Origin of the sequence: Streptomyces achromogenes subsp. achromogenes (assembly GCF_000720835.1) — a bacterium.
Taxonomy (GTDB): domain Bacteria; phylum Actinomycetota; class Actinomycetes; order Streptomycetales; family Streptomycetaceae; genus Streptomyces; species Streptomyces achromogenes.
In genome coordinates, this window is sequence record NZ_JODT01000039.1 from 1 (window position 1) to 23614 (window position 23614).

Sequence of the window (23614 nt, forward strand, 5' to 3'; positions counted from 1 at the left end):
CCTCCGGGCTGCGCCCGGAGCAAGCGAACACTCGTGCTGCGCACGAGTGTTGCGCTCACGCTCCGCGTGAGCGCCAGCGGATGGCTGCGCCATCCGCGCAACTGGCCTGCTGCGCAGGCCAGTTGACGCCCCGTCCGCTGCGCTCCCGAGGCCGAGCGGGACTGCGTCCCGCTATCGAGCCGCCGCTTCGCTCCGGCTTGGTCGGCGGGTCCGCTGCGCTCCCCCGTCTCAACGGTCCTTCCGGCTGCGCCTCCAGGACCTGCGGGCCAGGCTGGCTACGAGGGTGGGAGTCGCTCGATCACGCATCAAGTGATGCAGTATGTATCGTTGGCGGAAACACGGGACACCCCCTGACTCGGGCGCGCCAGCGCCCGAGCGCGGAGGCCCCGCCGACGCGCAACCCGAACACCCGGGCCCCGATCCCCGAAGCCGCCGCCCAGCCGCGCACCCCAGCCCCCATTCCTCACTCTCCTTCAACGGGCGCGGAAAAGTGGCAGCAGAGGGGATGTCGGACCCCTGACCAGGCGTGAAAACCCTGATTGACCTGCGCATAGGTGGCCCCTTCCCGAGGGGCGTGCGCAAGAGATGGTGCAAGAGATGGCGCAGGAGTAACCGCAAGAGTTAACGCAGGAGATGTTGCAGGTTTCGGCGCGTTCCAGGTCCCTGCCCCCCTGTAAGGGGTATTATTGATTTCGAGTTCAGGCGGCAACCTGACTTAGGCTCAATCACCAACAAAGGAGCTTCCTTGGACACGGAAACCGTTGACGCGGTAAGCCGCCTCACGATCCACCTTGGTGGAGAGCACGAGACCGACGCACAGATCGGTATCACGCTCATTCCCCTTCTCAAGATCCCCACGGCAGTCATCGAATTCCGGCATCCAACCGCCGTGCGCGTTTGGTGGGAAGGCTGGTGCGAAGCAGCCGCAATGCTCGACAGGATTTTCCCCCAGCAGGTCGACGCAGGAAAAGCACGCGCACCAGAATTTTCCATCAATTCGTTTGTGATTCTGGAAGACGCGCCCCGGCGCGCCAAGGTCCGGGCCCGCAGCGCGGCAGCCAGCCCGGACGGGATCGGCGCACTGTCCGTGACCGTGGGAGGGCTGACCATTGCGTGTGCGTCCCGCGCCGCCGTCGAGTGCCAGGTGCGCGGGTGGCGCGAGGCGTACGAAATGCTGGCCCTTGACGGGGGGTTGGGACTGCCGTCCCCCGACGAGGTGGCCGAGCGCGTACGCGCCGACCACATCCGCCACGGGGTCTACGAGCTGTTGATGGCAGCCGAGAAACAGCAGGCAGGCCGGACTCGGTGACGGCCCCAGGGTGAGGCGGACACCAGTCGCCTCACCCTTCCAAGCGACAGTCACCAAAGAAGGGGACAGCATGGCCGCTGCAGGACCGATCAGCCGGGGACAGCAGGTGAGGATCGAACGCCGTCCCACGCGGAGCCTGGCCGCACTCGCACGCCCGAGGACCGCGCACCAGCCCGCACCGTGGCCGGAGGTGTGGGAAGGCCGGGTGTTGCAAGTAACCTATGAGGAAGACGAGTTGACCGCCGTCGAGATCTTCGGCAAGCACAAGAACACGGGCAAGACTCAGCGCGTCATGTTCAGTCTGGCCCGGAACATGTTCTTCCGTACGGCAGTACGGCCGGTCGAGTCACCGTAATTGGCCACACCTGGGGGTGATTGGGACTTGACGATCACCCCCGCAGACAGCGTATTATTGATTCTGCGGATGAGCGGCAACTCACCCGCCGCCAACTCAACCACCCAAGGCAGGGGACATGAGCGAGTACCAGGACCACATCCGGAAGACCCTTGAAGGGCAGCACGAGGACCTGAGCGAGGATCTCGGCATGGACGCAATGAGGTGGACGCCCGCGCCTGTCAGCGACGACGTGCCGGATGAGGTGATCAACGCCGCCGAAGCCGCGCACGCGTTGCTCGACCGCGCCGCCGACGCGTACCTGTCGCTGCTGAACTCCGTTCTCGGCGACGGGACACACCACATGGTGGCCAGCTCCAGCAGCCCGCACGGCGAGCTCACCGAAGGACATCAGCTCACCGTGATCGGAGACACCGTCATCATCAACCAAACCGAAGCCCTGCGGCTGTGCACCGTGCTCGCAGCGGGCATGGTCAGGTCCGCCGCATGCGGACTGGTCGTGCGGACCTTCGCGCCCGACGGGTCGGAATCGGTACGCGGCTGGACGGTCCGCAACTTCTGGCTACGGCCGCTCACCGCGAACGACATCCGGCGTGCGTACAGCGTCGACCCTGTTACCGGTGTGCCGATGCCCCCTGAGCCTGGCGTCGAGTACCGGCAGGCCGAGCGCGTGCCCCGTCCTCGGGCCGAGGACCAGCCCGGCCGGAGGAGCCTCAGCCGCACCGCGCCCCGGGACAACCGGCCCACGAACCGCCGCAACTGAGCACCTCCCTGCTCGGGCCGGTCGGGCGACCGGCCCGAGCAGGAGCCCTCTGTTTCGTCCTTGCCCTGCCTCCCGGTGTGAGCGGCAACTCACCCGGCACCAACCCGACCAGGAGCCCGACATGGCCACGACCACGCACCCCGCCACCAGCTCACGGCCCGCTGCCCAGAAGCCGGCCCCGAACCCTGCCGACGTGCCGGCGCCCACCGCCCCGACCGCCGACCTGCCCCGCAACCTGGTCCGCCTCACCGCCCGCGCGGAAGCAGCCGGATGGGTTGCCACCGTCGAGCCTCAGCCCGGACACTGCGCGCTGCTGCTCACCGCCCTCCAAAAGGCCGGTGAGACCGACCTGCGGTGCGTGTGGCGGTTCACCGCCCAGGGCTACCGCTGGGACGGCGCCACCCTGACCCGTTACGGCCAGACGGCCGCCGAGGGCATCGCATGGCGCGCCGCGGGGGACCTGGCGGCCGCCGAGGCGCCCACCGCCCGCACCCAGCCGACCGCCCCGGACCTGTCCCCGTCGGTGTACGGCAAGCGGGACGCGCAGCCCGTCACGGCCGAGGTCGTCTCGGATTCCATCGCTGCCACACCGGCAGGCGAAGTACCCGTCATGCTGCGTCCGTGGATCAAGAAGGTGCGCGTCAAGCTCCCCCCGGGCTACAGCCACGAGCAGATCCGGGACGAGCACGCCCAGGCCCAGGCCGCCGGGAACGCCCAGAGGGCGAACGGCCTGGCAACGATGCTCACAGTGCACACCGCGATGGCCGAGGAGGACGCCACGAACCCGCGCGCCGGCTCGCAGCGGCGCGCGTCCCGGCGCGCGGCGCGCGAGGATGACATGCTGTCGCGCACCGACTCGGTGTTGTACGACGTCGCCGTGATGGACGACCCCAGTGTCAGCGACGACACCATGCGGTCCGTCCCCCTGGCCGACCCGGGCGAGATCATCCACGTCTACTCCCGCGCCCAGGCGCTGGCGGACGGAGTCCTGGTGGCTGCCGACGCCGATCTGGCCCGGGAGGCCGGCTTCCGCGTTCCGGTCGCTCTCACCAGCGCCGTGTGGGAGGGCTGCGTGGCCTGGAACGACGGCGACAGCGAGCGGCAAACACCGCAGGACGAGCGCGGCCGCTTGTGGGACGTGCTGACCGTGACCCGCCACGCGATCCGGCGCAGCGGCGGGGGCGGAGACCGGGTCACCGTCGACCTGCGGCGAGTTCCGCGCGACGGCCGCACCACGCAGGCCCGGCCGGCCCAGCTCGTCTGCGTGATCGGGCCCGGCGACCAAGGCGAGCCCGTGATCACCATCATGCAGCCCGACGAGGACTAACGTCCCGCCGCCCGAGGGGCACCGGCACCGCCCCGTCCCTCGGGTCACGGTGTAACCGACGTGTGACCCATGGTCGGGGTTTCTGGTCGCCGCCGTGGACGGCCCTGTCCGGGGTCGGCGAGGCTGCGGCCTGCGCTGAACCGCTCGATCATCGCAGCCGGCCCGGGGCCCAACGCTCCGGGGCCCCTGCCCGAACGGACTTACGCCCATGCCCACCCCGCGGACATGGCCGCTCGCGTCGCCGAGATTCTCGGCGGCGACTGGACGGCCAGCGCCGGGCGTACACGCCCGAGGGGATCGATGCGCTTACCCAAGCCATCGCGGAAGCGGTCCGCCAGCACCACACCATCACCCACCAGGGGTAAAGGCACTTGTCCCCAACCCGTTACAGCGTATTATTGATTCTTAAGAGCAAGCGGCAACTTGCTCGCCACCAACCCGACCACACGAGGAGCAATCCATGAGCGACACCGCAACAACAACGGCACTGGTGCAGCGGGTCAACCTGCGTCTCGGCCAGATCTGGGTCAGCGAGAACAACGTCCGCCGGAACCTCAACCTGACGAAGAGGTTCCTCAAGTCCGTCGCGGCCAACGGCGTAAAGGTCCCCGTTGTGGTCCTCCCGCTCGGCGAGGACACCTACGAGCTCAAAATGGGCCACCGGCGCTACCACGCCGCCCGGGCCACCAAGCAGACCAAGAAAGAGCAGGACGCGATCGAGGTTCCCGCGTACGTGCTCGATCCCTCCCTGCGTGAAGCGGGTGAGGACTTCATCGACCAGCTCATCGAGAACGACGACGAGTACCGCCAAGGCCTGACGGAGCTGGAGCAGGCCGACGCCCTGTTCGGCGCGGTAGACGCGGGCATGAAGCAGGCGCGGGTCGCCCAGCTCACCGGCCGGTCCCGCACCGAGGTCTCCCGCGCCGTCAGGACCGCCATGGCAGTGGGCGAGCGGACCCGTTCCATGCTCGCAGACGCCGGTGCATACGACCTCGATCTCGAAGTGCTCGCTGTGCTGGGCGAGTTCGATGACGAACCGGCCGCCGTAGAGCGGCTGCTGGAGGCCTACGCCAAGAACCGCTTCGAGTTCCAGGTGCAGTGGGAGCGCGACGACCGCGCCGAGCGGCGCGCTCGTGAGCAGATCCGCCCGCAGCTGGAAGAGGCGGGGGTACGGCTGGCTGAGGACGGCGACCTTCCGCAGACCGCCGAACCGCTCAGCGAGCTTGCCGGCCCGGACGGCGAGCCCTTGAGCAGCGAGGCACACGCCGGGTGCCCCGGCCACGTGGCGACCTGGGCCGAGAACCCCCGCGAGCCGGGCGAGGTCGAGTACTTCTGCACCGCCCCGGACCGGTTCGGCCACCGCCCGCCCCAGGAGGACGTCTCCGACGGCGACCAGGTCCAGGAGCAGCCGCAGGCGACTCGTGAGAGCAAGCCTTCCGAGCCGTCCCGCGAGTACGTGAAGGCGGGCAACAAGGCCTACCGCGCCGCCGAGAAGGCCCGGCAGGGGTGGCTGAAGGACCTGATCGGCCGCAAGACCGCGCCGAAGCCGCTCGCCGTATTCGTCACCGAGCAGCTCCTATCCTGCCCCAAGCCGGTGGCTCAGTGGGTGGGCGACGCGGGGCGCCGGGACCTGGTCAAGGAACTGACCGGATACGACAACCCGGCCGAGCGCGCCAAGTCGGCGACCCCGGCCAAGCTCACGCTGCTGAACTTCGCGGTGCTGGCCGCGACGTTCGAGAAGCGGTTGGGCGAGGTGCGGACCTGGCGCACCGACTCCGCCGCCCGCTCGACGGTGTACGAGCTGCGGGAGATTCGCGAGGACGCCCGCACATGGCTGTCCTTCCTCGCCGGGAACGGCTACCCGCTCTCCAGCGTCGAACAGGCCATCGTCGACGACAAGCCCTACCAGGAGGGCGCGCCCGAGGCCTCCGACGCCCACGGCCAGGCCGCTGAGGACTCCGAGGACACCCCGGACGGCGCGAGCGCCGAGGACAGCGAGGACGCGTCCTGACCCGCTGCCCGGGCCGGACCTGACCGGCCCGGGCCCCTCTCCCCTTCCTCTCTGCGTGCCGTCCTGGAAGGCCTCACCATGCTCCGCTCCGAACTCCGCCTCAGCGTCCCTTTGTTCGTCGCCCAGGCAGCCGTCAGCAATCACACGGGTCTGATCGCCCGGACCGGGCTCGCCATGCCGGCCGTACCGTTCGGATCCCCCGCCTGGCAGCTGCCCGCCCTGGTCTCCTACCTTCACCGCCTCCGCCAGGACGAGCAGGATCCCTCCCCCGAACTGTGGCGCACGCACACCGAGCGCCAGGCCGGTCCCGTGCCCCGGCCGCACATCCGCTACCAGACTGACGGCCTGCACGACCCGGACGCGGTGTGCGTGCTCGACATCCAGCTCGGCCCGCGTGACGAGGAGACCGGCTGGCCTGCCGCAGACCTCGCGGTCATCGAGCAGGAGGAGGGTTCCTGCCCCTTCGGACGTGTCACCCGTCGCCACGGGGCGGAAGCGATCGCCGCGTACGCCGCCGAGGAGCTGAGCGCCGAGCGCGCAGCGCTGATGGATCGCGCCCGCCGCCACCAGGACGCCGCCCTTGTGCGCCTCGCCGGACTGGCCCAGCGTGCCGCCGAGTGGGCCGACAAGGTGGGCGCCGCCGCGCACGCCGATGCCGCCCACGTCCAGGCCGACCGCGCCCGGGCCCGCATCACCCGCTGACCGCCCCAGTCCCGCGACGACTACCGCCCCTTCGAGGTCTGCGCCATGTACGCGTTCGAGCCCGCTTCACCGACCTACGCCATCTCCGACACCCTCGTCGAACACCAGCTGCACGGCCGGAGCCGCACCCGCGCCGACCTGCCCGGCGGCTACCGGCTGACCCTGCGCACGCGCGAGTGGCCCGGCCGGCTTGAGGCCGTCCTGTTCGCGCCGTTGCCCACCGGGCCCGCCCGGATCTGCACCGCGCGCATCAGCGCGCACACCCCACCCGCCGTCACGTCACGCATCCTGGACACGGTCACCCGCTATGCCCCGGCCCTGCCCGACGCCCGTGACGCCCATCCGCCCCTTCAGGCAGTTACCCGTCTGCTCATCACCGGGGCCCCGTTCCAACGGCTCGACGAGCCGGGGCTGTTCGTCCGGTTCGGGCAGGCGGAGGCCTGGGTGGAGGGCAGGCGGATCAGCGTTACTCTGGGCAGCACGGGCAGCGGGCTCAGCCTGGTCCTGGGCGGCCCGTGGGACGCGCCGTCCACCGCCCGCCTCACCGCCGCCGTCCTGCACGAGCTGACCGAGGCGGGGCAGCTCGCCGGCGAGGTCGCCGTGCTGCTGGAGCCCGGGCCGTGGCAGGTCCTGTCCGACCAGTGGCACCCGGACGCCGCCCTGGTCCTTCCCGCAACCCGCTGCCCGGACCCGGAAGACCCGTTCGGCCGCCGTATCGCGCGAGCGCTGCGCGAGGTCCAACACCATCTGCGCGCGGCCCGGCCGGACTGGGGCTTCCAGGAGTTGTTCGCCGTGGAGGGCTCGGCAGTCGCGCTGCGCGTCGCCGTGCGCGACCGCGCCGTCCCCCGCCTTGTCCGCACCGTGGTGAGCGACGGCGCGTACGGCCCGGATGAGTTGGGCAACAGCCGCACGTCGTTCGCCCCCGCCGGCCATCCCGCCCTCGCTCACTGCGGCCCGGGCCCCATACCACGAAGTTGCGTCCCTGTATCTCCACGTCGCCCCGAAGAACCAGCGCTACTCGTACGGCGTGAAGCTGGACCTCGGCGACTGGGCGTACGTCTTGGATGGCCAAGCCGTCGTCTACGGGCCCGGCTGGTATCCCTTCCACGAGTACGAGAGGCGCCGGGAGACGGACCCCACCGCCCCGCTCAACGACCGCGTCGTGCCCACCGGTCGCACAATGCCCGCCCGGGTGCGGATCTCTACGAGTCCGTACAGCTCTCCCCCGTCGACCACCGGGTCGAGGCGCGGCTGCGCCTGTACGCCGGCCGGGAGAATGCTTGCACCCTGGTGCGCACCGTCACGCTGGTGATCGATCTGCGAGCGAAGCGGGTGATGCTCCCCGCCCAGTTGTCCGCAGCCCTGCGCCACCAGGCGGAGGTCAAGGGCCGGCGGATCCTCGATCTGCTGTTGGCCGCGCGCCGCGAACGCCGACGTGGGATGAGCGAGCCGTGGGCCGTCCTCGGCCCATGGCAGCGCGGCGCCCCGCCCAGCGCGGACACCTGACGCAGGCGCCGGCCAGGTGACGGCACCGCCAGCGCTTTTCATTCCGCCCCGCGTCCGGTCCGAGGCGGCAACCCGGGACCGGCCGCTCACCAACCGACTACAGCCCCAAGGAGGCTCCCCGTGCACTTCACCGATCCGACCGCGCGTCCGTCAGCCCCGTACGACCTCTTCGGACGTACGGCCCGGACGGAGGCGAGGTAGTCGCACAAGAGCTGCTCCAACTGCGTGCACTGGGCGATGCGCTGGCGCGAACGCGTCCTGGACGTTCTGCGCGCCCCCCCCGCCAGCTGATCCTCCCCACCACGGCCTGACCTATCGCTGACCGTGCCGGTCCGGGGCGGCAACCCAGGTCCGGCACAGCTCACCAACTCACCGCCCGAGAGGACCCTTGTGATGTCCGTGTACGAACAACCGCCGCTCGATCTCGGCGCCGTCTGCCAGCGGTGGAAGAACCGCCGGCACAGCTGGAGGCCGACCAGCGAAGGGGGTTTCGACCCCGTCCGCTACCGTGTCCGCGAGATGCCCAACGGCCTGGTCCACGTGCGTTGCGCAGCGTCTCGGAGCGGCACGGTGTTCCCGTCGAGGTCGACGAGCGCTACGGGCGTGGGTCCAACGGCGCGGACCGGAGCTGCCGACTGTGGAGGAACTGATGGTCACCGCCCCGTTCCATGTTCGCGACAAGCAGGTACCGCAGTTCGAACGGGAGTGGGCGGCACACCGCCACGACCGGTCGTGACACGGCGTGGGTGCCGTCGAGATTGACACCCACCCAACAAGAGCGCCATATTGATTACGCGGAATAAGCAGCAAAAGCGGTGGGCGGCGGAAGGCACCCCCTCACGGGGGTGTCGACCCAGAGCGGCAACCCCGGCCGAGCGTCCCGCCGACCACCATCACCAACTCGACTCGCCCCCGGCGCACCGGGAGAACAAGAGGAGCAGGCCCTCAGTATAGGGCCGCGGCCCGAACCGGAGAATGCAATGTCCAAGGCCCTGAACCCGCAGCGTCGCGTCATCGGCGACCGCCCCGTGGTCAACCGTGACTGGATCCGCGAGTTCACCGGCGCCAGCGCCGGCACCGCGGCCCGCTGGTACAAGCTTCGCCTCGAGCAGCCCGAGGAGCACCGCCACCCCGAGAAGCAGCGCATCGACGGGACCGACTTCTACGACGAGCAGCGGTTCCGCGACTTCTACACCTGGTTCCAGCAGGAGAAGGCGAGCAAGGTCCTCAAGGCCGATCCCGAGCTGTATGAGCTCGCCCCCGAGACGATCGTCTCCATCAACAAGGCCGCCGAACTGCTCAAGTTCAGCGGGCCTTCGGTGATCCGCAAGTACCGTCAGGCGAACCCCGGATACTTCCCGGAGCCCGTCGACGAGCCGGTCCAGGGCCCCACTGGCCGTATGATCCCCGGCTTCCGCGTCGGCGACCTGCAGGACTTCGACCGCAAGCGCACCGGGGACAAGCTCGGCAAGGCCGGCCGCCGTCCCGGGCCGCAGCCGAACGCGCCCGTCGGCCGCCCCTCCGCGCTCGAGGAGGCCCTCGCGGCCGAGCTGAGCGCCCGCGCCGGCGGTGAGCCGCTGACCGCCACGCAGCTCGCCGAGCAGTACGCCACCGAGGCGATCGACCACGACGGCTACCACCCGGGACTGGCCGCAGAGCTCAGCGCGCAGTACGGGGGGCCGCAGAGGTCCTGGGAGTACGCCGTCCGCAACGCCCTCAAACGCCACCACGCGGTCGCGACGCGCCGCTCGGAAGCCGACCGGCGGGCGGCCATCGCCCTGTCCGCCCTGCGCGAGCGCGGCGACGTCCGAGGTCTTGCCGCCTCTCTCGCTCGCGAACACGGAGGCAGCCCCGACGTCTGGTCGCGTGCGGTGAACGCGGCACGCGAACTCGCCGACCCCACCACCTGACCCGCCGCCCGCCAGCAGAAGGGCGCCTCCCGATGCCCAGCTATCAGCTCCGCGATACCGTCACGCGCCGACTCCTGGTTCGCGGTCTGGCCGACTACGCTGCAGCCGAGGCCGCCCTGGACCGCCTCGACGACGAGCTGGAACACGACCTTACGGCCAACGGCGAAGGCGCCGGACGCATCCGTCTGCGCCTCGACGTCGAAAAGGTCACCGCCGGCACCGTGGAAACCGTCGGGCACCACGTGCTCCTCCTGGGCGTCGACGACGCCGCCACGCCCGCGCTGTAGCCGACGGACCGTGCCGTGAACCGCGGCCGCCGCCCGGGAAGTCTGCGCCCGGTTCCGACAGCCGGGTCGCGCCGCCGAACGACTCGGACGAGCGGCACCACGCCTGGGCAGCCGCCTGACCTGCAACCCCCTTGCATCAAGGGGGTTGCAGCATCCCAATGAGGGTGTAAAATTGATTTTAGTTTCAGGCGGCAACCTGGAACAGTCACCAGCCCACTCAGGAGCAGACGTGATCACACTTCCCCTCAGCCCCGAACAGCGCACCGTCTACTGGACGGTGGCGGTCTGCGACACGTACGGGTCCGTGCGCCGGACGACCGGCCTGCACTCGGCCTCGGCCGCTCGCCACCAGCACGCCTACTGGTCCGTGAAGCAGTCGACGGCCCGCGTCGAACTGACCGAGCACACCCTCCTCCAGACCCGCACCGTCATCCCTTTCGAGGACCTGCCTGGCCCGGGCGAACCGACGCCGCTGCCGGATCTCCCCGCCGGCGCACAGGAGGTAAAGCGGTTCTTCCAATTCGTCCGCGCGCTCGAGGACGGCTCCCTGACGGGGTTCGGCCCGGCCGTTCTGCCTGCCAGCGACGATGTCCGCTGTTTCTACGAGCGGACCGTCAGGAATCAGGAAGGCGCCCAGGCGGTTCGGGTCGACGTCTCCACGCTGCGGATCCTCAACATCACGCTCACCCTCTACACGCGTGAGCTGCAGCTCGCCGACCTGCCCGACGATGACGCGGCCTCGCTCACGGGCCAGCTGGAGACGGCGGGCCTGCACTGGGTCCCCGTGCCCGGCAACGCGGGAGCGTGCCGACGTGTCCCCCTGGCCGACTGATCGCAGATGACCTTCCGCCGCACGCCCGCCGGCGGGCATGAGCCCGGCTCCCCGCCCACAGTCGGCGGCTGTGGCGGCTGGCTCGCCGTGGGGCACGACTTCAACGGCGTCTTCGCCGAGGTCTACCGCTCCGCGCGCCAGGGCCCGGCCTGTGCCGCGGACACCGCAGCCCTGACGGCCTCCGTCCTCGACTGCTCCCGCGCGCACGGCGGCCGGCCCGTCCTCACGGACGAACCCCAACGGCCGGCCGCCCGCGGACCCGCCCAGGGCTCCTGATCCATTCCTTCCGTCGGCCGGGCGCGGCAACGCCCGGCCGACGGCCTCACCGACCCGACTCGTGAAGGAGGCAGCAGTGCTGCGCTACGCACCGGTTCTCCCGCCGGACGAGCTGACCCGTCTCAAGGCCGCTCTGGGGCTCATCCCCTTCGTTGATCTCTTCAGCGGCTGCGGCGGCAGCAGCCGCGGTCTGGAGAAGGCGGGCTATCGCCTGCTCCTGGGCATCAACCACGACCCGGTCGCGGTCTCGACTCACCGTGCCAACCACCCGCACGCCGAGCACCAGTGCGAGGACATCCACACCTACGACAAGCGCAACCTCCCGTGCGCCCAGGTGTACTGGGCGTCCATCCTGTGCACGGAGGCCAGCAAGGCCGGCGGCAGGAAGCGTTACCGCGGCCAGCAACGGCTGAGCCTGACCGGTAAGGACGAAGGCGCCAAGGCGGCGACCTTTGTGCAGACAAGGGCTTCCGCGCTGGACGTGCTGGCGGTCACCGAGCTGCACCAGCCCGCCGCCGTCCTGGTCGAGAACGTGGCCGAGTTCGCCACCGACTGGGAGCTGTTCGACTGCTGGCTGGGCGGCGTGGACGACTGCACCCTGCACATGTTGTCGGTGCCCGAGCTCAAGCAGGTCCAGCGCTTCCCCGCCGACTACATCATCCTCGGCAACCAGACCGAGGCCATCTTGCAGATCGGCAACGCGGTCAGCGTCAACGCCGCGCGCTGGCTGGGCGAACGGTTGCTGCCGAGTCTGGCCCTGGCTGCCTGACCCGTTCCCCGACTGCGGCGGCCCGGCCCTCGGGGTCCGGACCGCCGCTCAACCTCGGCGTTCAGGCGCGGCAACGGCTGAACGACGGCTCCCACCGACTCACCTGATGAGAGAGAGCCCCCGCCCATGTCCCAGAAGGCCAACCGGGTCCGTCGGTCCCTCACCGTCCGGCGGCACGTCGTCCAGTTCAGCGGCGGCATCGGGTCCTTCGCAGTCGCCGTCCGTGTCGCCCGGAAGTACGGCACCCGCAACCTCACCGTTCTGATCGCCGACACAGGCATCGAGGACGACGACCTGTGGAGGTTTGCCGACGACACCAGCCGGCTTCTCGGCGTTCCGCTGACGAAGGTCGCCGACGGGCGCACCCCCTGGGAGGTATTCCGCGACGTCCGCTTCCTCGGCAACGACCGGCTGGCGCCCTGCACACGTCTGCTCAAGCAGGTGCCGTGCCGGGAGTGGATGGACGAGCACGCCGACCCCGCCGACACGCTGGTGTATGTCGGGATCGAGAACACGCCGCGCGACCGGGCCCGGATCCCGGCGATCGCGCGCAACTGGAAACCCTGGGTCACGCGCTTCCCGCTGTGCGGGAAGTGGGAGTCTGCTCGGACCAAGGAGCAGCTCCTGGACGAGGCGCGGGCCCTGGGCGTCACACCGCCCCGTATGTACGAATTAGGCTTCGCCCACAACAACTGTGGAGGCACGTGCGTGCGCGCGGGCCAGCGCCAGTGGCAGCACCTTCTGAAGGTCCTGCCCGAACGGTACGCCTACGCCCAGGAGCAGGAGAAGGCGCTGCGGAAGCTTCTCGGCGACGTCAGCATCCTGCGCGACCGTCGAGGCGGCGAGAGCCGGCCCCTCCCGCTGAGCCTGCTACGCGAACGGTAGGCAGAGTCCAGTAATCGGTGGCCACAGGAGGACGCGTGAGACGAGAGTTCAAACGGGTTGGCAACCCGGTACCGGCAGCGCGCTGCTGCGGCCGCGTCCGGAGTTCCTAGGCGGCTTGGCCACCGCTGTCGTCATGGGACTGGCCATCCGGGTGCGGCAGTGGCTGCGCGGCAGTCATCCCGGCCTCCGGTAACCCTCGAACCGAGATCAGCCACTTCCTGACCCACGACCGGGTCCTCGGTATGCGTTGTCTCAGCTATGGGCGGGAAGTTCCTGGCGCAGGTCGAGGTAGCAGCGCAGCCGGACGCCGGGTTGTCCCGGGTCTCGAGTGGTGTGCTCCGCTGTCGCTGTCGCCCACCGGCCGGCAAGCATCTGCTGGAAAGCGAGGGCGGTTGCCTCGTCGGCGGCCGCGACGTCGACCACGACGAGCCCCGGCTCCCTCACATGCGTCTCGTTGATCGGGTTCACGTACAGCACCACGTCGCGATCCCCACGAGGGTTTCGCTGGCACGACGGATTCACCCAGGCGGGTGCGGCTGGGCCTGTCTCAGCTCGGTGGGCCGGGCGACACCGGCGCCGGTCTGGTTGTGCGCTCGCGCGGTGGTGCCGGGCAGCAGGCCCTGCGGCGGCGGGGCGCCGGCCAGTTCGGCAGAGCCCCGGTCCGGCCGCGGGCCGGGTGGTCGTGAAGGTGTGGTCGCAGATGTGGCCGACATGCAGGGCACGGGAGCGTTCCTTCTCCCAGCACCCGGGTTCTCGGGGGGAGGGACGCTCGCGATGCGCGGTGGGCGGGATGCGGAGGGTGTTGGTCACGAGCTGCTTCCTTCTGATTGGTCGGTCAGGGTGGATGCGCACCTGGTGCAGCGGCCGCCGCCGTCGGGGTGGGCGCGCCGGGGGGTGGGGCCTGGACAGGTGCGGCACAGCGGCCAGCCGAGGCAGGCCGGGCAGAGATCCTCGCCGGGAGCGGTCCCGGGAACACCGCAGCCGGCGCATTCGACGAGGGCCCGGTAGGTGAGGGCTTCGCTCACCGTGCGCGTGGCGGCGGATTCGGCGGACCGCCGCGGCGGTGGAGCGTCCCAGGAGGGTACGTCGTGGTGACCGGCCGCGATGGCAGGCGGCGGGTAGGCCTGAGCGGCACGGAGGCGGGCGGCGATGATCGCGCCAACCGTGGTGCGCACCGGGTGGGGCAAGGGCCGGTCGGCGATGACGTGCAGCAACTGATCACGGCTCCAGCCGGCTTCCAGCATCACGGTCACGACGCGGCCTTGATCGGTCAGCGCCTGCCCGGTCAGCAACAGCTCGGGGCGGGCCGCTCCGAGGTCGAGCAGCAGCCGGATGCCCGGGTGCATCTCATCCGCAGCGGGCGGCGCCGGCGGAAGCTTCGGCGTTGCCGACTGGTATCTCCGTCCGGGTTCCTGCGCGGCGCCGCTGCGGCTACACGGACGGAGGGGTCTGGTCTTCTGCTTCTTGGTCTTCTTTCTGTTGGTGTTCTTAGTGCCCGGATCAGCCAACGTAGACTCAGCCAATCCTGGAAAACCCGACTCTTGTTGCGAGCTGGGGTTTTGCGATGCTGGCAGATCGGTGATGAAGTACAGCGCTTGGCCGAGCGTGCCGTCGGGTTTCCGCTCGCGGGTGCGGTAGAGGAAGCCGTGCCGTTCCAGCTGCTTGAGCCCCGTGGTGACCGCGTCGACGCCTTCGCGGCCGCGGCGTACCAGGTCGGCGATGGTGATCTGCCAGCCGTCCCGGTGCGTGCTGACGTACCCGAAGATTCCCTTCGCCTTGTAGGACAACCGGCTGTCCCGGAACAGGCCATTGGCGATCTGGGTGAACTGATCACCCGCCATCACCCCGCGCCGGATGCCCGCCGCGAAGCCGGCATCGTGTTCGTCTGCGATCGCGGCGGTGGAGGCGGCATGCAGCAGGGCGACGTCGAGGGTGGCGGCGGGACGGTCGGTGATCGAGTAGACGACCTCGCCGAATGTCCCGTTTGGGCGGCGCAGGCGTTCACGGACGAGGTAGCCGTACCGCTCCAGTTCTTTCAGGCCGGCGCGGACCGCCTCGCGCCCATCCGGGCCCAGGGCGGCCAGGTCGGCGACGGTGACCTGCCAGCCGTCCCGGTGCGTGCTGACGTACCCGAAAATGCCCTTCGCCTTGTAGGACAACCGGCTGTCCCGGAACAGGCCATTGGCAATCTGGGTGAACTGATCACCCGCCATGACGCCTCGGCGGACCTCTGCCCCAAGGCGGCTCACCGCCGTGCTCCCGAACGGGGCCGCACGTGGGGGCCGAGGCGGCGCACCCGGGCCGCCGAGATGGGGCGGGCCGCTGGCCTGAGGGCGCGGACGTACGTGTGCTCCATGCGGAGAGCTCACGCGCCGGCCCTGACCAGGCTGACGGCCATGAGACCCGACCATCGGTCACGATCCGGCAACGGGCGTCTAGCTGCCGTGGTCGGACGCGTGGTCGGGCCGACCAGGCCCCTTTGCTGCGCGCCCTCGCTGAGGGTGCAGGGCTTCCCCTGGGCTGCTGATGCCCCGGCCCCGCCGTCGCGGAGCGCCGGGGCATCAGCACGCGTTACCCGGGTCAGAAGCTCAGGCAGAGGCCGTTGGCGAGAGCGTCTCCTCTGTGTCCGCCTCCACGTGCGTGGCGAACTTCTCGTGTGCTCCCTGCTTGCTCATCATGAGCGGACTGGCGATCACGTCCCAGGAACGTGTTCGCGGGCCGCGCGCACAGCGTCCCGCGCATCGCGGGCAGCCCGGTGGACGAACGTCACGTGGTCGCCCAGACGCTCGCCTGGTCCGGCGACCCTGGACGAGGCCCGATGCCCCGCCGTCCGCTCGCGGCCGGCCGGTTCCGGACCTGTGGTCAGGGCCGACCATGACCCCGACCATGGACTTCGTGTCACCATCGTGACCTTGGTCGGGGTCTGGTGGTCGGTGGTCGGGTCGGGGTCGGCGGGTTTTCTCAAGGTCAGCAACATTCGTCTCTGACCTGGGAGTTTGACCATGTCCCCTGGCAAGCAAGCCTCGGTGAGCGAGGCTGCTGCTGCGATGGCGGCGGGCGCCCGACTGGAGTCGATGCGGCGCCGGGTACGTCTGTCGCGGCTAGCTGTGTTGGCCGCCATCGCGACCGGCCCCATCGCCCTGTGCGTCGCCGTCGCCTCCACCCCGACCACGGTCCAGGCGGCCACCCCGAACAAGCCCACCGCGGTGCGCACGGCCGCGGCCACCGCCGACCCTGGCGGCTATGCGCAGCTGTTCCTCGGCGCCTGGTTGCGCAGCAGCGCCGACGATGAGACGAGCGCGCAGGCGCAGCTTGCGCACTCGATGGCGCCCGACGTCAGCCTGCCCGAGCCCGCGTCCGATGCGCTCCCGGCACCGCAGTCCGTGACGGCGGTGCGCACTGCGCAGCGCGGTGGCAATGCGTGGTCGGTGACAGTGGCTGCTCAGTACGCCGACGGCTCGGTGCGGTATTACGCCGTACCGGTGGTGGCCGACGGGCCGGGTGCCTCGTTCGCGGTGACCGGTGCGCCCGGCGAGGTAGCGGGTCCGGTCCGCGCCACGGTGCCGAAGTCGCCGTACGGCGAGACCGTTCCCCAGGGGGACCTGTCCTCTGCCATGGGGGAGTTCCTCGCCGCCTACCTGACTGGTGCCGGAGAGGTTGACCGCTACCTCTCACCCGGCGTGCAGCTCACCGCCGTCTCCCCCGCCCCGTACAAGGCGGTCGCCGTCCAGCAGGTGTCAGCCGTCGAGGAGGCCGCGGCCGCCGAGGAGGTGTCAGCCGACGGCACGCCGGTGCATGTCCTGGTGTCGGTGGAGGCCCGGGACGCCGCCGGCCGGTGGCCGCTGGCCTATGAGGTCACGCTCAAGGCCCGCTCTGGCCGGTGGGAGGTCGCGGCGCTTCAGACCGGGACTGCCCGGGACGGGGGTGCGCGGTGAACACGGTGCACAGCTTCCTGCTCGCCGGGCAGCTGGATGACCTCGGTACCTCGTGGATCAACATGTTCAAGGACTGGGCGACCAAGGGACTGCAGGCGGGCCTGATCTGCCTCGTCGTCGTGATCATGGTTCAGAAGTTCAGCCTCAAGGCCGGCATCGGCGCCTTGCTGCTGATGATCATTGCGCTCGGGCTGTACGACTCGCGCAACAGCCTCGCGAACATGTTCGTGGACGAGGTGAAGAACCCGGCCAAGGGCGCACCCGCGGTTCCCGGCGTCCTTCAGTCCGAACTCCCCTCCTCCCGTAACCACTCCCCGGGCGTCAGAGAGTGGCTGTGAGCGCGGCAGCCGCGGCGCGGATGGGCCGCTTCTATACCTCCGCCCGCCGTCACCCGTGGGTGCTGGGCAAGGTAGCCGACTGGAAGATCCCCCTCGGCCCCTACACCCCCGCGCAGATCGCTCTCGCCGTCGGTGGCGGCTTCCTTCTGGTCAAGACCGTCAGCTGGTGGTCGTGGATGTTCCCGCTGCCCATCGTCGCGTGGGTGCTGGCCATCTGGGCGGTGCGCCGGCCGAAGATCCGTGGTCGCGCGCCGATGCAGGCCGCATTGGGCTGGGTGCTGCTGGGCTTGCAGCCCCGGGGAGGGCGGATTGGCGGGCGGGCTGCCTGCGATCGCGCTGCCCACCCGTTGCTCGGCGGCTTCACCATCGAGGACGCGCCCGTGCTTGACCCCACTGTGCACGGCGCGCCCTTTCGTCCGAATCGGCGGTCTTCAGCCCGGGCACAGCACCCGGGCCAAGCCACAGGTCCCTCGCCCCTGCCCCGCCGCGCGCAGTCGCTTGTTCCTGCGGTGGCCGCGGGCCCGGTGTCGGGTGTGCAGCAGTTGCTCGCACTCGCCCCGCACGGGGGTGCGCGATGAGGGTTCCGATCCGTCACATCGCCGGGCACCTCGTGTGGTCGACGCACGGCAGCGTGTGGGCCGTTTACCGGTTGCACCCCGGACCTGACGCGCAGGGACAGCGTGAGGAGACCGTCCAAGGCACGTACGTGCCGGCGGCGGTCCGTGACGAACAGCTCGCCAGGATCACGCATCTGGTGCGGTCGCTGTCCGGGGCACCGCGGCTGTTCGGTCTGTGCGCGCAGGTCGACCCGGGGGAGATCGCCCTCAAGATGATCGAGGGCATCGAGCCGGCCGAACAGGCACCCTGTGCGGGCCGGCACCCGTGGGTGGAGAACGTCGAGGCCACCCTGGATCTGCTGGACGACCAGGAGATGCACCGCCGCACCCTCTGGCTGGCCCTTCCTCTCCAGACCGAATCAGGCGGCCTGCAGGTGTCGGCCTCACTCGGTGCGGCGTGGGCCGAGATCGCACCGATGCTGGGCATGCGCCCGGCACCGGTGGCAGGGCGCGAGGTGACCGCCTACCGCGAGCAGGCCTCCCGAGTGGAGGCCGCACTCGCCGGCGGAATCGCCTTCAGGCCCGCCCGCCCGGCGGAGATCGTGTGGATAATCCAGCACGCCCTCCACCGCGGCCTGGCCGAGCCACTGCTGACCGAGGCCGAGACCAGTGAGCTGTATAGCGGGCAGATCCGAAACGACGTGTTGTGCTCCCCCAGCTACGCCGACCTCGGCCAGGTCCGCCTGCAAGAGGGCGGCATCGACCCCGAGCTCGACGACGTCGACAAGCTCAAGAGCGCTGGCCAGATCACGCGGTCGGGCCGCAAGGCATGGTGGCGACTGCACACCGCCTCGCCGCTCGGCCGGCGCTGGCTGCAGGTCGAGTCCGACGCCGGGGTGGGCTACCAGGCACAGCTGGCGCTGGCCGAGTGCCCGCCTGCCGTCAGCCAGGACGCCGCTGATCTGTTCGCCCAGCTGGAGACGCTCGACTTTCCGGTGGACTACACCGTCGACCTCACCCTCGTGCCTGCGGAGAAGGCCCGCGACCAGGTACGGCGCAAAAAAAACGAACTGATCGACCAGGCCGACCAGTACGACGCCCACCCGACCGGCATGCCGGCGTCGCTCACCGAGGCCGCCCGGGACCTAGGCGAGCTGGATGCCCGCCTGTCCCGCACATCCGTGGAGGTCGAGGTCCAGTCGGTGACCGTGCTGACGGTGTGGGGGCCGACCGCCGCCGTCTGCGATGCGAGGGCGCGGGCCCTGGCCGCGCTGCTGGCGGGTGCCGACTACCGCGCGGTGCGCCCGGTCGGCCTGCAAGAGGCCCTGTTCGCCCTGGGCCTGCCCGGCACAGCACGGCCCGGCATCGCACGCGAGTTCACCCAGCACCAGGTCAGCGAGGACTGGGCTCTGTCCGGGGCCTTCACCGCGGCCGAGGTCGGCGACCCGAACGGAATGTTCCTCGGCATCGACCTGGACTGCGGCGCCACCCGCCCCGTCATGATCAACGTGGCAGATGCCCCCAAGGTCGACGCCTCGGCATCCATGGGGATCGTCGGGGACCTCGGCGCAGGCAAGAGCGTGCTGCAGAAGCTGATCGCGGAGGCGGTATGGGCGCGCGGCGGCTGCGCGATCTGCATCGACCGCACCCCTGTACGCGAGTGGGCCGCCTTCGCCCGCTCCGCCGCCAAAGGCCGTGTCCAGATTATCGACGCCGCCCAGGCCGAGGTGTCCATCGACCCCCTGCGGATGTTCGCCGGCCCCGAGGGCCGCCACTACGCCCTGTCGTACCTCACCCTGCAGCTCGGCATCGGCCCGATGAGTACCAGTGGTGAAGTCCTCCACCACGCTGTCGAGCAGGCCGCCCTCAGCGACGCCCCCTCCATGTACCGCGTTCTGGAGGTCCTTGAGGCGATGGCCACGCGTGAGACGGGTAAACGGCAGGACGCGGCCGCCACCCTCGCTGGCCTCGTCCGCGTCGTCGCCACGAATTCCCTAGCCCGAATGGTCTTCGACCCGGGCCTGCCGCCGGTGCGGCTGGACGCCTCTAGCGCCTCCGACATGATCGTGATCACCACGGCTGGTCTGAAGCTCCCGCCCAAGGCCGCGTTCGACAAGCCCGAGGTACTGCACCAGCAGCCGCTGGAGGCGCTGATCGGCCGCGCGGTGCTCTACCTGATCGCCGCGATCGCCCGGCAAACCGCGTTCGAGGACCCCGAGCGGTTCACCGCGGTGGTCCTGGACGAGCTGTACTGGCTCACCAGCTCCGCCGAAGGCACCGCCCTCGTCCATGAGATTCTCCACGACGGCCGCAAGCACGGCGCCGGCCTCATCGCCAGCTCCCACGACTCCCACGAACTCGGCCCGGACCGCGGGCTGATGGCCTACCGGGCACTTGCCCGCACCGCCGACCGCGAACGCGCTCGCCGCGGACTGGAGTTCATCGGGCTCGACCCGAACGACGACGAGCTGGTGCGGCTGGTGACCACCGGCCTGTCCCCGGTCGGTCACAAGGGCCGCGAGGGCGAGTTCCTGCTGACCTGCCCGCGGCAGAACACCGGCCGCATCAAGGTCTCCATCCCCCGCATCCCGCGGATCACCACCTCCATCACCACCACCCCAGGACGCCGCCTGGGCACCGCCTCGGCCTCCCTTCCTCAACCGCTCACCCGCGAAGCCGCGGAGGCACATCCGAAGGAGCACGCCTGATGACCGCAGCTTCCTGGATCCGCTTGCGAAGCGTCGCCGCAACCGCCAGCGTCCTCCTGGTGATCGCCGTTGCCGCCGGCGCGGTCTTCCTCGCCCTTGGGGCGGGCGGACCAGACACGTGGTGGCCACACATCGGACAGGTATTCGCCTCCGACACTCACACGATGCACCAAGACCCCTGCGCTTGGATCATCGGACAGGCCAAGGCGTACTGCGAGCGGGGCACCGCGGCCCCCAGGCAGCACGGGAGCGGTGGAGTGTGGAGGCTGGCTGCTGCCGGTGCCGGTGTGGCTGCTCTGGTGGTGTGGCGGCTGCGGTCCACCGCTGGGCAAAGGCGGCCCTGAAGTGTTGCGTCCAGACCGCGCACCCCTGCGTTCGGCCGGCTTTGCCGTGCTGCTCACCGGCGTGTTCCTCATCGTGAACACCCAGGTCGTGTACGCGGCCAGCAGCGACAGCGAGACGGGGGGCCTGCTCGCTCCGTTGAACATCACCTCGTCCGAGGGAGCGCCGATCAACGGTTACGAGCTGAATGCCGAGGGCGGCTCCATCATCGCCTTCAGGTCACAGGCGCTGGCCTTCGCTCTGTCAGGTCTGTTCACGCTGATCCGGCTGCTGGTCGGGCTGGCCGGGTGGACCATCGAGCTGGCCTTCCGCTTCCCGCTGTTGAAGATCTTGGCCCGCCCGGCGCAGAAGGCCGCTGACACCTACAACAGCGTGGTCGTCGACACGCTGGGGCTGAAGGGTCTCCTTCTGTCCTGGGCTTTCGTGTTCGCCGGCTTCATGATCGTGCGCGGCCGGGTGGGCCGCGGTCTGGGCGAGATCTTCCTGACCCTGCTGATCGCGGCATTCGCTGCTTCTATGTTCGTCCGCCCGGACTACCTGCTCGCCCAGGACGGACCGCTCGGACAGAGCCAGCAGGTGGCCGCCGAGGTCGCGCAGCAGTCGGTCAACTCCTACGACTGGGGCGGAAAGATCGCGGGCAAGCGTCCCTGCGAAGATCTGGCCGGCAACGCCGAGTCCAAGTGCCTTCAGCGGCTAGAGCAAGGTCCCGTCTCGGCCCAGGAGGTTGCTCGCCCGATCCAGGACGCGATCACCAACGCCCTGATCGTCAAGCCGTACATGCTGTTGGAATACGGCCGCATCCTCGATCCGGCCAGGTCTTCTGATCGCAAGGCCTACGCCGTCCATCTGAAGTGGATCAGCGGCGGCTACATGCCGGCCGAGGGCGCAGACGGCGACAGCGCGTGCGACGTGCTCGCACCGCCCTCCCGGAAGTACTGCGAGGAGCGGAGAGAAAGGAAGGACGCGTGCAGTCTCGTCCGTGGCGAGGCCAAGAAGTACTGCGAACGCGACAACTCCAGCGTGCCCGGAAGCGACACACTGCCGTCCCTGACCCCGGGCGGTCAGCTGCTGGACACCTCCAATGCCATCGTCAGCGACGAGGACCGTAGGTTCGCCGCCTTCCTCTCGGACATGAAACGAGCTGGCCCCGTAGGCAAGGCGTGCGCCTCGTATGCCGAGAAGCCCACCTGGTGGCGGTTCGGAGGAGCCCTGCTGCTGCTGATCGCCGCCGCGTTCATCTGCGGCATGCTGCTTTCCAGCGCTATCGTCCTGCTCGGTACCCAGGGCGTCTGCGCGGCGGCGGCGGCCGCCGGCGGTGTCACCCTCGTCGCGGGCATGCTGCCCGGGCCAGCGCGGCAGAGCGTGTGGAAGTGGCTGTCCCTGTGGGGCATCGCCGTTCTGGCTGTGGTCGGGATCTGCGCGTTCATCCCGTTTTTCGGAATCGCCGTGGACTCCACCATCACCAACGGGCCCGACCTGATGGTGGAACGGATCCTGCTCCTCGACGTCCTCGCGATCGCCGGCGCGGCCGGGCACCGCAGGCTCTTGACCGGCATCACCTCCTTCGGCCGGCGGATGGCCATGCGCATGCGGTACGCCAAGGTCGGCGGCACCCATATGCCGGGCGACACCTCCGAGCTCGGCGCTGCACTCGCCATGAACTCCCCCGTCGCGATGGGTGGCTACGGCGGAGGTCTGCGTGCGTTCACTGGCGGAGGTGGCGGCCGGTTCGGGATGCTCGGCACTCGCCAGCGGCTGTTGGGCGCGCTCACCTCCTCGTTCGACGGCGCTGGCATGCCCGTGGACACCGGTGGGATCCTCGCCGATGCCACCGCCGAAGCCAGCCGTGGTCTGGCTCCTCTCACCGCTGCCGCAGCCGTGGGCGGGCTGGGCGCACGGCTCGGCGCCAGGGGCACGCACTGGCTGCTGATCGGTCGCCGCCCGGACAAGGAGCAGTTGGCCAAGTGGCGCAAGCCCACCGCCGATGGCGACCCGGATGCGGGCGGGGCATCGGGCGGGGACGGTGGCTCAGGCGGCGGCACAGGTCCGCGTCGGCCCTCTGGGCCGCCTGACCGGTACCGCAACGAGCAGGGCCAGGTCGTCGACCGCAACACCGGTCAGGTGCTGCACGACCAGAACAGCGACCGCACGCTGCTGTCGACCCGGGCCCACAACCGGCTGGTCCGCTTCCGCGGGTACCGGATCCTGCACCGCGGCGGCCGGGCCGCATACGGGGCGACGGTCGGCCTGCCGGCGAACGTCCGCCGCGCGCGGTCGGGGGGCTCGCGCTATTCCCAGGACGCTCGCCAACAGGTGCGAGTGTGGGGCAACACCGTGCGCGAGGACGGCCGTGCCTGGGGCGACACGGGACGGCACGTCTCTCGCGTCATGCGGGAGTACTCCGACGACCGCGGCGGACCCGGTCCGTTTGTCAGTCGCCGCCTGCCGACCGCAGCCTCAGCGGCTGCTACGCCCCGCCCGGCAACGCCTGCGCGGCCTGCGCCGTCCGGTCGTCCTGCGGAGCGGCCGGCCTCCGGCTCGGCGCGGCCGACCGCTGGGGCGGGCGGTCCGTCGGCAACGCCAGGCCCGGCACCGCGGCCGGGTGCCGATCTCGGTGGGCCGGTTCTCCCCGGAGTCGGGAGCGCCCACAACCGAGCCCGTGACGAGGCGCGGGCCCGAATGCAGGACCTGATGCGCAGGACCGCGCCCGAGGCCGAGCGTCTGCGCCGGCAGCGGGCCCGGCGGCAGGACGAAGGCGGTGAGGACGGATGAGACCGCTGGGACGCCGCGTGAGGCGGTGCG

21 protein-coding genes are annotated in these 23614 nt (G+C 70.3%); 19 read left to right on the forward strand and 2 right to left on the reverse strand.

Annotated features, from left to right (window positions below; genetic code table 11):
* Window positions 1-745 precede the first annotated feature (745 nt).
* The 14 genes from IH25_RS0131165 to IH25_RS0131230 all read left to right on the forward strand — a co-directional run bounded on the left by IH25_RS0131165 (window position 746) and on the right by IH25_RS0131230 (window position 12932).
* Window positions 746-1309, forward strand: a complete 564-nt coding sequence (locus IH25_RS0131165; RefSeq protein ID WP_030618272.1) for a hypothetical protein — start codon at window positions 746-748, stop codon at window positions 1307-1309.
* A gap of 70 nt (window positions 1310-1379) precedes the next feature.
* Entirely contained in the window at window positions 1380-1664 is a 285-nt protein-coding gene (locus tag IH25_RS41980; RefSeq protein ID WP_157847045.1) for a hypothetical protein, read from the forward strand.
* A 118-nt stretch (window positions 1665-1782) separates the two neighbouring features.
* On the forward strand, window positions 1783-2427 hold the full coding sequence (locus IH25_RS38725; RefSeq protein ID WP_051754262.1) for a hypothetical protein: 645 nt from the start codon (window positions 1783-1785) through the stop codon (window positions 2425-2427).
* Window positions 2428-2548: 121 nt separating this feature from the next.
* Window positions 2549-3754 carry a DUF6573 family protein gene (locus IH25_RS41985; RefSeq protein ID WP_209445398.1) on the forward strand — a complete coding sequence of 402 codons (1206 nt, stop codon included), beginning with the start codon at window positions 2549-2551 and terminating at the stop codon, window positions 3752-3754.
* A gap of 460 nt (window positions 3755-4214) precedes the next feature.
* Window positions 4215-5765, forward strand: a complete 1551-nt coding sequence (locus IH25_RS0131185) for a ParB/RepB/Spo0J family partition protein (RefSeq protein ID WP_078844514.1) — start codon at window positions 4215-4217, stop codon at window positions 5763-5765.
* 78 nt (window positions 5766-5843) lie between these two features.
* On the forward strand, window positions 5844-6467 hold the full coding sequence (locus tag IH25_RS0131190) for a hypothetical protein (RefSeq protein ID WP_030618284.1): 624 nt from the start codon (window positions 5844-5846) through the stop codon (window positions 6465-6467).
* Window positions 6468-6512: 45 nt separating this feature from the next.
* Window positions 6513-7973: a hypothetical protein gene (locus tag IH25_RS0131195; RefSeq protein WP_030618286.1), complete on the forward strand. Its 1461-nt coding sequence runs from the start codon at window positions 6513-6515 to the stop codon at window positions 7971-7973.
* A 225-nt stretch (window positions 7974-8198) separates the two neighbouring features.
* Entirely contained in the window at window positions 8199-8264 is a 66-nt protein-coding gene (locus IH25_RS43310) for a hypothetical protein (RefSeq protein ID WP_457852789.1), read from the forward strand.
* Window positions 8265-8953: 689 nt separating this feature from the next.
* Complete coding sequence (locus IH25_RS0131205; protein ID WP_030618289.1) at window positions 8954-9883, forward strand: hypothetical protein; 930 nt, start codon at window positions 8954-8956, stop codon at window positions 9881-9883.
* A 32-nt stretch (window positions 9884-9915) separates the two neighbouring features.
* Window positions 9916-10170, forward strand: a complete 255-nt coding sequence (locus IH25_RS0131210) for a hypothetical protein (RefSeq protein WP_030618292.1) — start codon at window positions 9916-9918, stop codon at window positions 10168-10170.
* Between the two features lie 229 nt (window positions 10171-10399).
* Window positions 10400-11002 carry a hypothetical protein gene (locus IH25_RS0131215; RefSeq protein ID WP_030618296.1) on the forward strand — a complete coding sequence of 201 codons (603 nt, stop codon included), beginning with the start codon at window positions 10400-10402 and terminating at the stop codon, window positions 11000-11002.
* Window positions 11003-11008: 6 nt separating this feature from the next.
* Window positions 11009-11278 carry a hypothetical protein gene (locus tag IH25_RS0131220; protein ID WP_030618299.1) on the forward strand — a complete coding sequence of 90 codons (270 nt, stop codon included), beginning with the start codon at window positions 11009-11011 and terminating at the stop codon, window positions 11276-11278.
* 61 nt (window positions 11279-11339) lie between these two features.
* Window positions 11340-12047: a DNA cytosine methyltransferase gene (locus tag IH25_RS0131225; RefSeq protein ID WP_078844515.1), complete on the forward strand. Its 708-nt coding sequence runs from the start codon at window positions 11340-11342 to the stop codon at window positions 12045-12047.
* 126 nt (window positions 12048-12173) lie between these two features.
* Complete coding sequence (locus IH25_RS0131230) at window positions 12174-12932, forward strand: adenine nucleotide alpha hydrolase family protein (protein WP_051754266.1); 759 nt, start codon at window positions 12174-12176, stop codon at window positions 12930-12932.
* Window positions 12933-13184: 252 nt separating this feature from the next.
* Here the strand turns inward: IH25_RS0131230 and IH25_RS0131235 are convergent, their stop codons facing one another.
* Window positions 13185-13412 (reverse strand): DUF6207 family protein, encoded by a 228-nt coding sequence (locus IH25_RS0131235; RefSeq protein ID WP_342447388.1) that lies wholly within the window; start codon window positions 13410-13412, stop codon window positions 13185-13187.
* Between the two features lie 326 nt (window positions 13413-13738).
* On the reverse strand, window positions 13739-15181 hold the full coding sequence (locus IH25_RS0131240) for a hypothetical protein (protein ID WP_030618313.1): 1443 nt from the start codon (window positions 15179-15181) through the stop codon (window positions 13739-13741).
* A 753-nt stretch (window positions 15182-15934) separates the two neighbouring features.
* Between IH25_RS0131240 and IH25_RS0131245 the strand changes: the two genes are divergently transcribed.
* The 5 genes from IH25_RS0131245 to IH25_RS0131270 all read left to right on the forward strand — a co-directional run bounded on the left by IH25_RS0131245 (window position 15935) and on the right by IH25_RS0131270 (window position 23584).
* Window positions 15935-16867, forward strand: a complete 933-nt coding sequence (locus IH25_RS0131245) for a conjugal transfer protein (RefSeq protein ID WP_030618317.1) — start codon at window positions 15935-15937, stop codon at window positions 16865-16867.
* Window positions 16864-17205: a hypothetical protein gene (locus IH25_RS0131250; RefSeq protein ID WP_030618319.1), complete on the forward strand. Its 342-nt coding sequence runs from the start codon at window positions 16864-16866 to the stop codon at window positions 17203-17205. Before IH25_RS0131245 ends, IH25_RS0131250 begins: the two co-directional genes overlap by 4 nt.
* Window positions 17202-17783, forward strand: a complete 582-nt coding sequence (locus tag IH25_RS0131255) for a hypothetical protein (RefSeq protein WP_030618322.1) — start codon at window positions 17202-17204, stop codon at window positions 17781-17783. Before IH25_RS0131250 ends, IH25_RS0131255 begins: the two co-directional genes overlap by 4 nt.
* Entirely contained in the window at window positions 17780-20470 is a 2691-nt protein-coding gene (locus IH25_RS0131260) for an ATP-binding protein (RefSeq protein ID WP_030618326.1), read from the forward strand. The genes IH25_RS0131255 and IH25_RS0131260 overlap by 4 nt, the downstream gene beginning before the upstream one ends.
* Before the next feature lie 345 nt (window positions 20471-20815).
* Window positions 20816-23584, forward strand: coding sequence for a hypothetical protein (locus IH25_RS0131270; RefSeq protein WP_030618332.1), 2769 nt, complete (start codon window positions 20816-20818; stop codon window positions 23582-23584).
* Window positions 23585-23614: the final 30 nt, after the last annotated feature.

Excerpts from the sequence above, each read along its gene's own strand:
- IH25_RS41980 (WP_157847045.1), top strand. The coding sequence starts at position 1,380 with ATGGCCGCTGCAGGACCGATCAGCCGGGGACAGCAGGTGAGGATCGAA.
- IH25_RS38725 (WP_051754262.1), top strand. The coding sequence starts at position 1,783 with ATGAGCGAGTACCAGGACCACATCCGGAAGACCCTTGAAGGGCAGCAC.
- IH25_RS41985 (WP_209445398.1), top strand. The coding sequence starts at position 2,549 with ATGGCCACGACCACGCACCCCGCCACCAGCTCACGGCCCGCTGCCCAG.
- IH25_RS0131185 (WP_078844514.1), top strand. The coding sequence starts at position 4,215 with ATGAGCGACACCGCAACAACAACGGCACTGGTGCAGCGGGTCAACCTG.
- IH25_RS0131190 (WP_030618284.1), top strand. The coding sequence starts at position 5,844 with ATGCTCCGCTCCGAACTCCGCCTCAGCGTCCCTTTGTTCGTCGCCCAG.
- IH25_RS0131195 (WP_030618286.1), top strand. The coding sequence starts at position 6,513 with ATGTACGCGTTCGAGCCCGCTTCACCGACCTACGCCATCTCCGACACC.
- IH25_RS0131205 (WP_030618289.1), top strand. The coding sequence starts at position 8,954 with ATGTCCAAGGCCCTGAACCCGCAGCGTCGCGTCATCGGCGACCGCCCC.
- IH25_RS0131210 (WP_030618292.1), top strand. The coding sequence starts at position 9,916 with ATGCCCAGCTATCAGCTCCGCGATACCGTCACGCGCCGACTCCTGGTT.
- IH25_RS0131220 (WP_030618299.1), top strand. The coding sequence starts at position 11,009 with ATGACCTTCCGCCGCACGCCCGCCGGCGGGCATGAGCCCGGCTCCCCG.
- IH25_RS0131230 (WP_051754266.1), top strand. The coding sequence starts at position 12,174 with ATGTCCCAGAAGGCCAACCGGGTCCGTCGGTCCCTCACCGTCCGGCGG.
- IH25_RS0131245 (WP_030618317.1), top strand. The coding sequence starts at position 15,935 with ATGTCCCCTGGCAAGCAAGCCTCGGTGAGCGAGGCTGCTGCTGCGATG.
- IH25_RS0131260 (WP_030618326.1), top strand. The coding sequence starts at position 17,780 with ATGAGGGTTCCGATCCGTCACATCGCCGGGCACCTCGTGTGGTCGACG.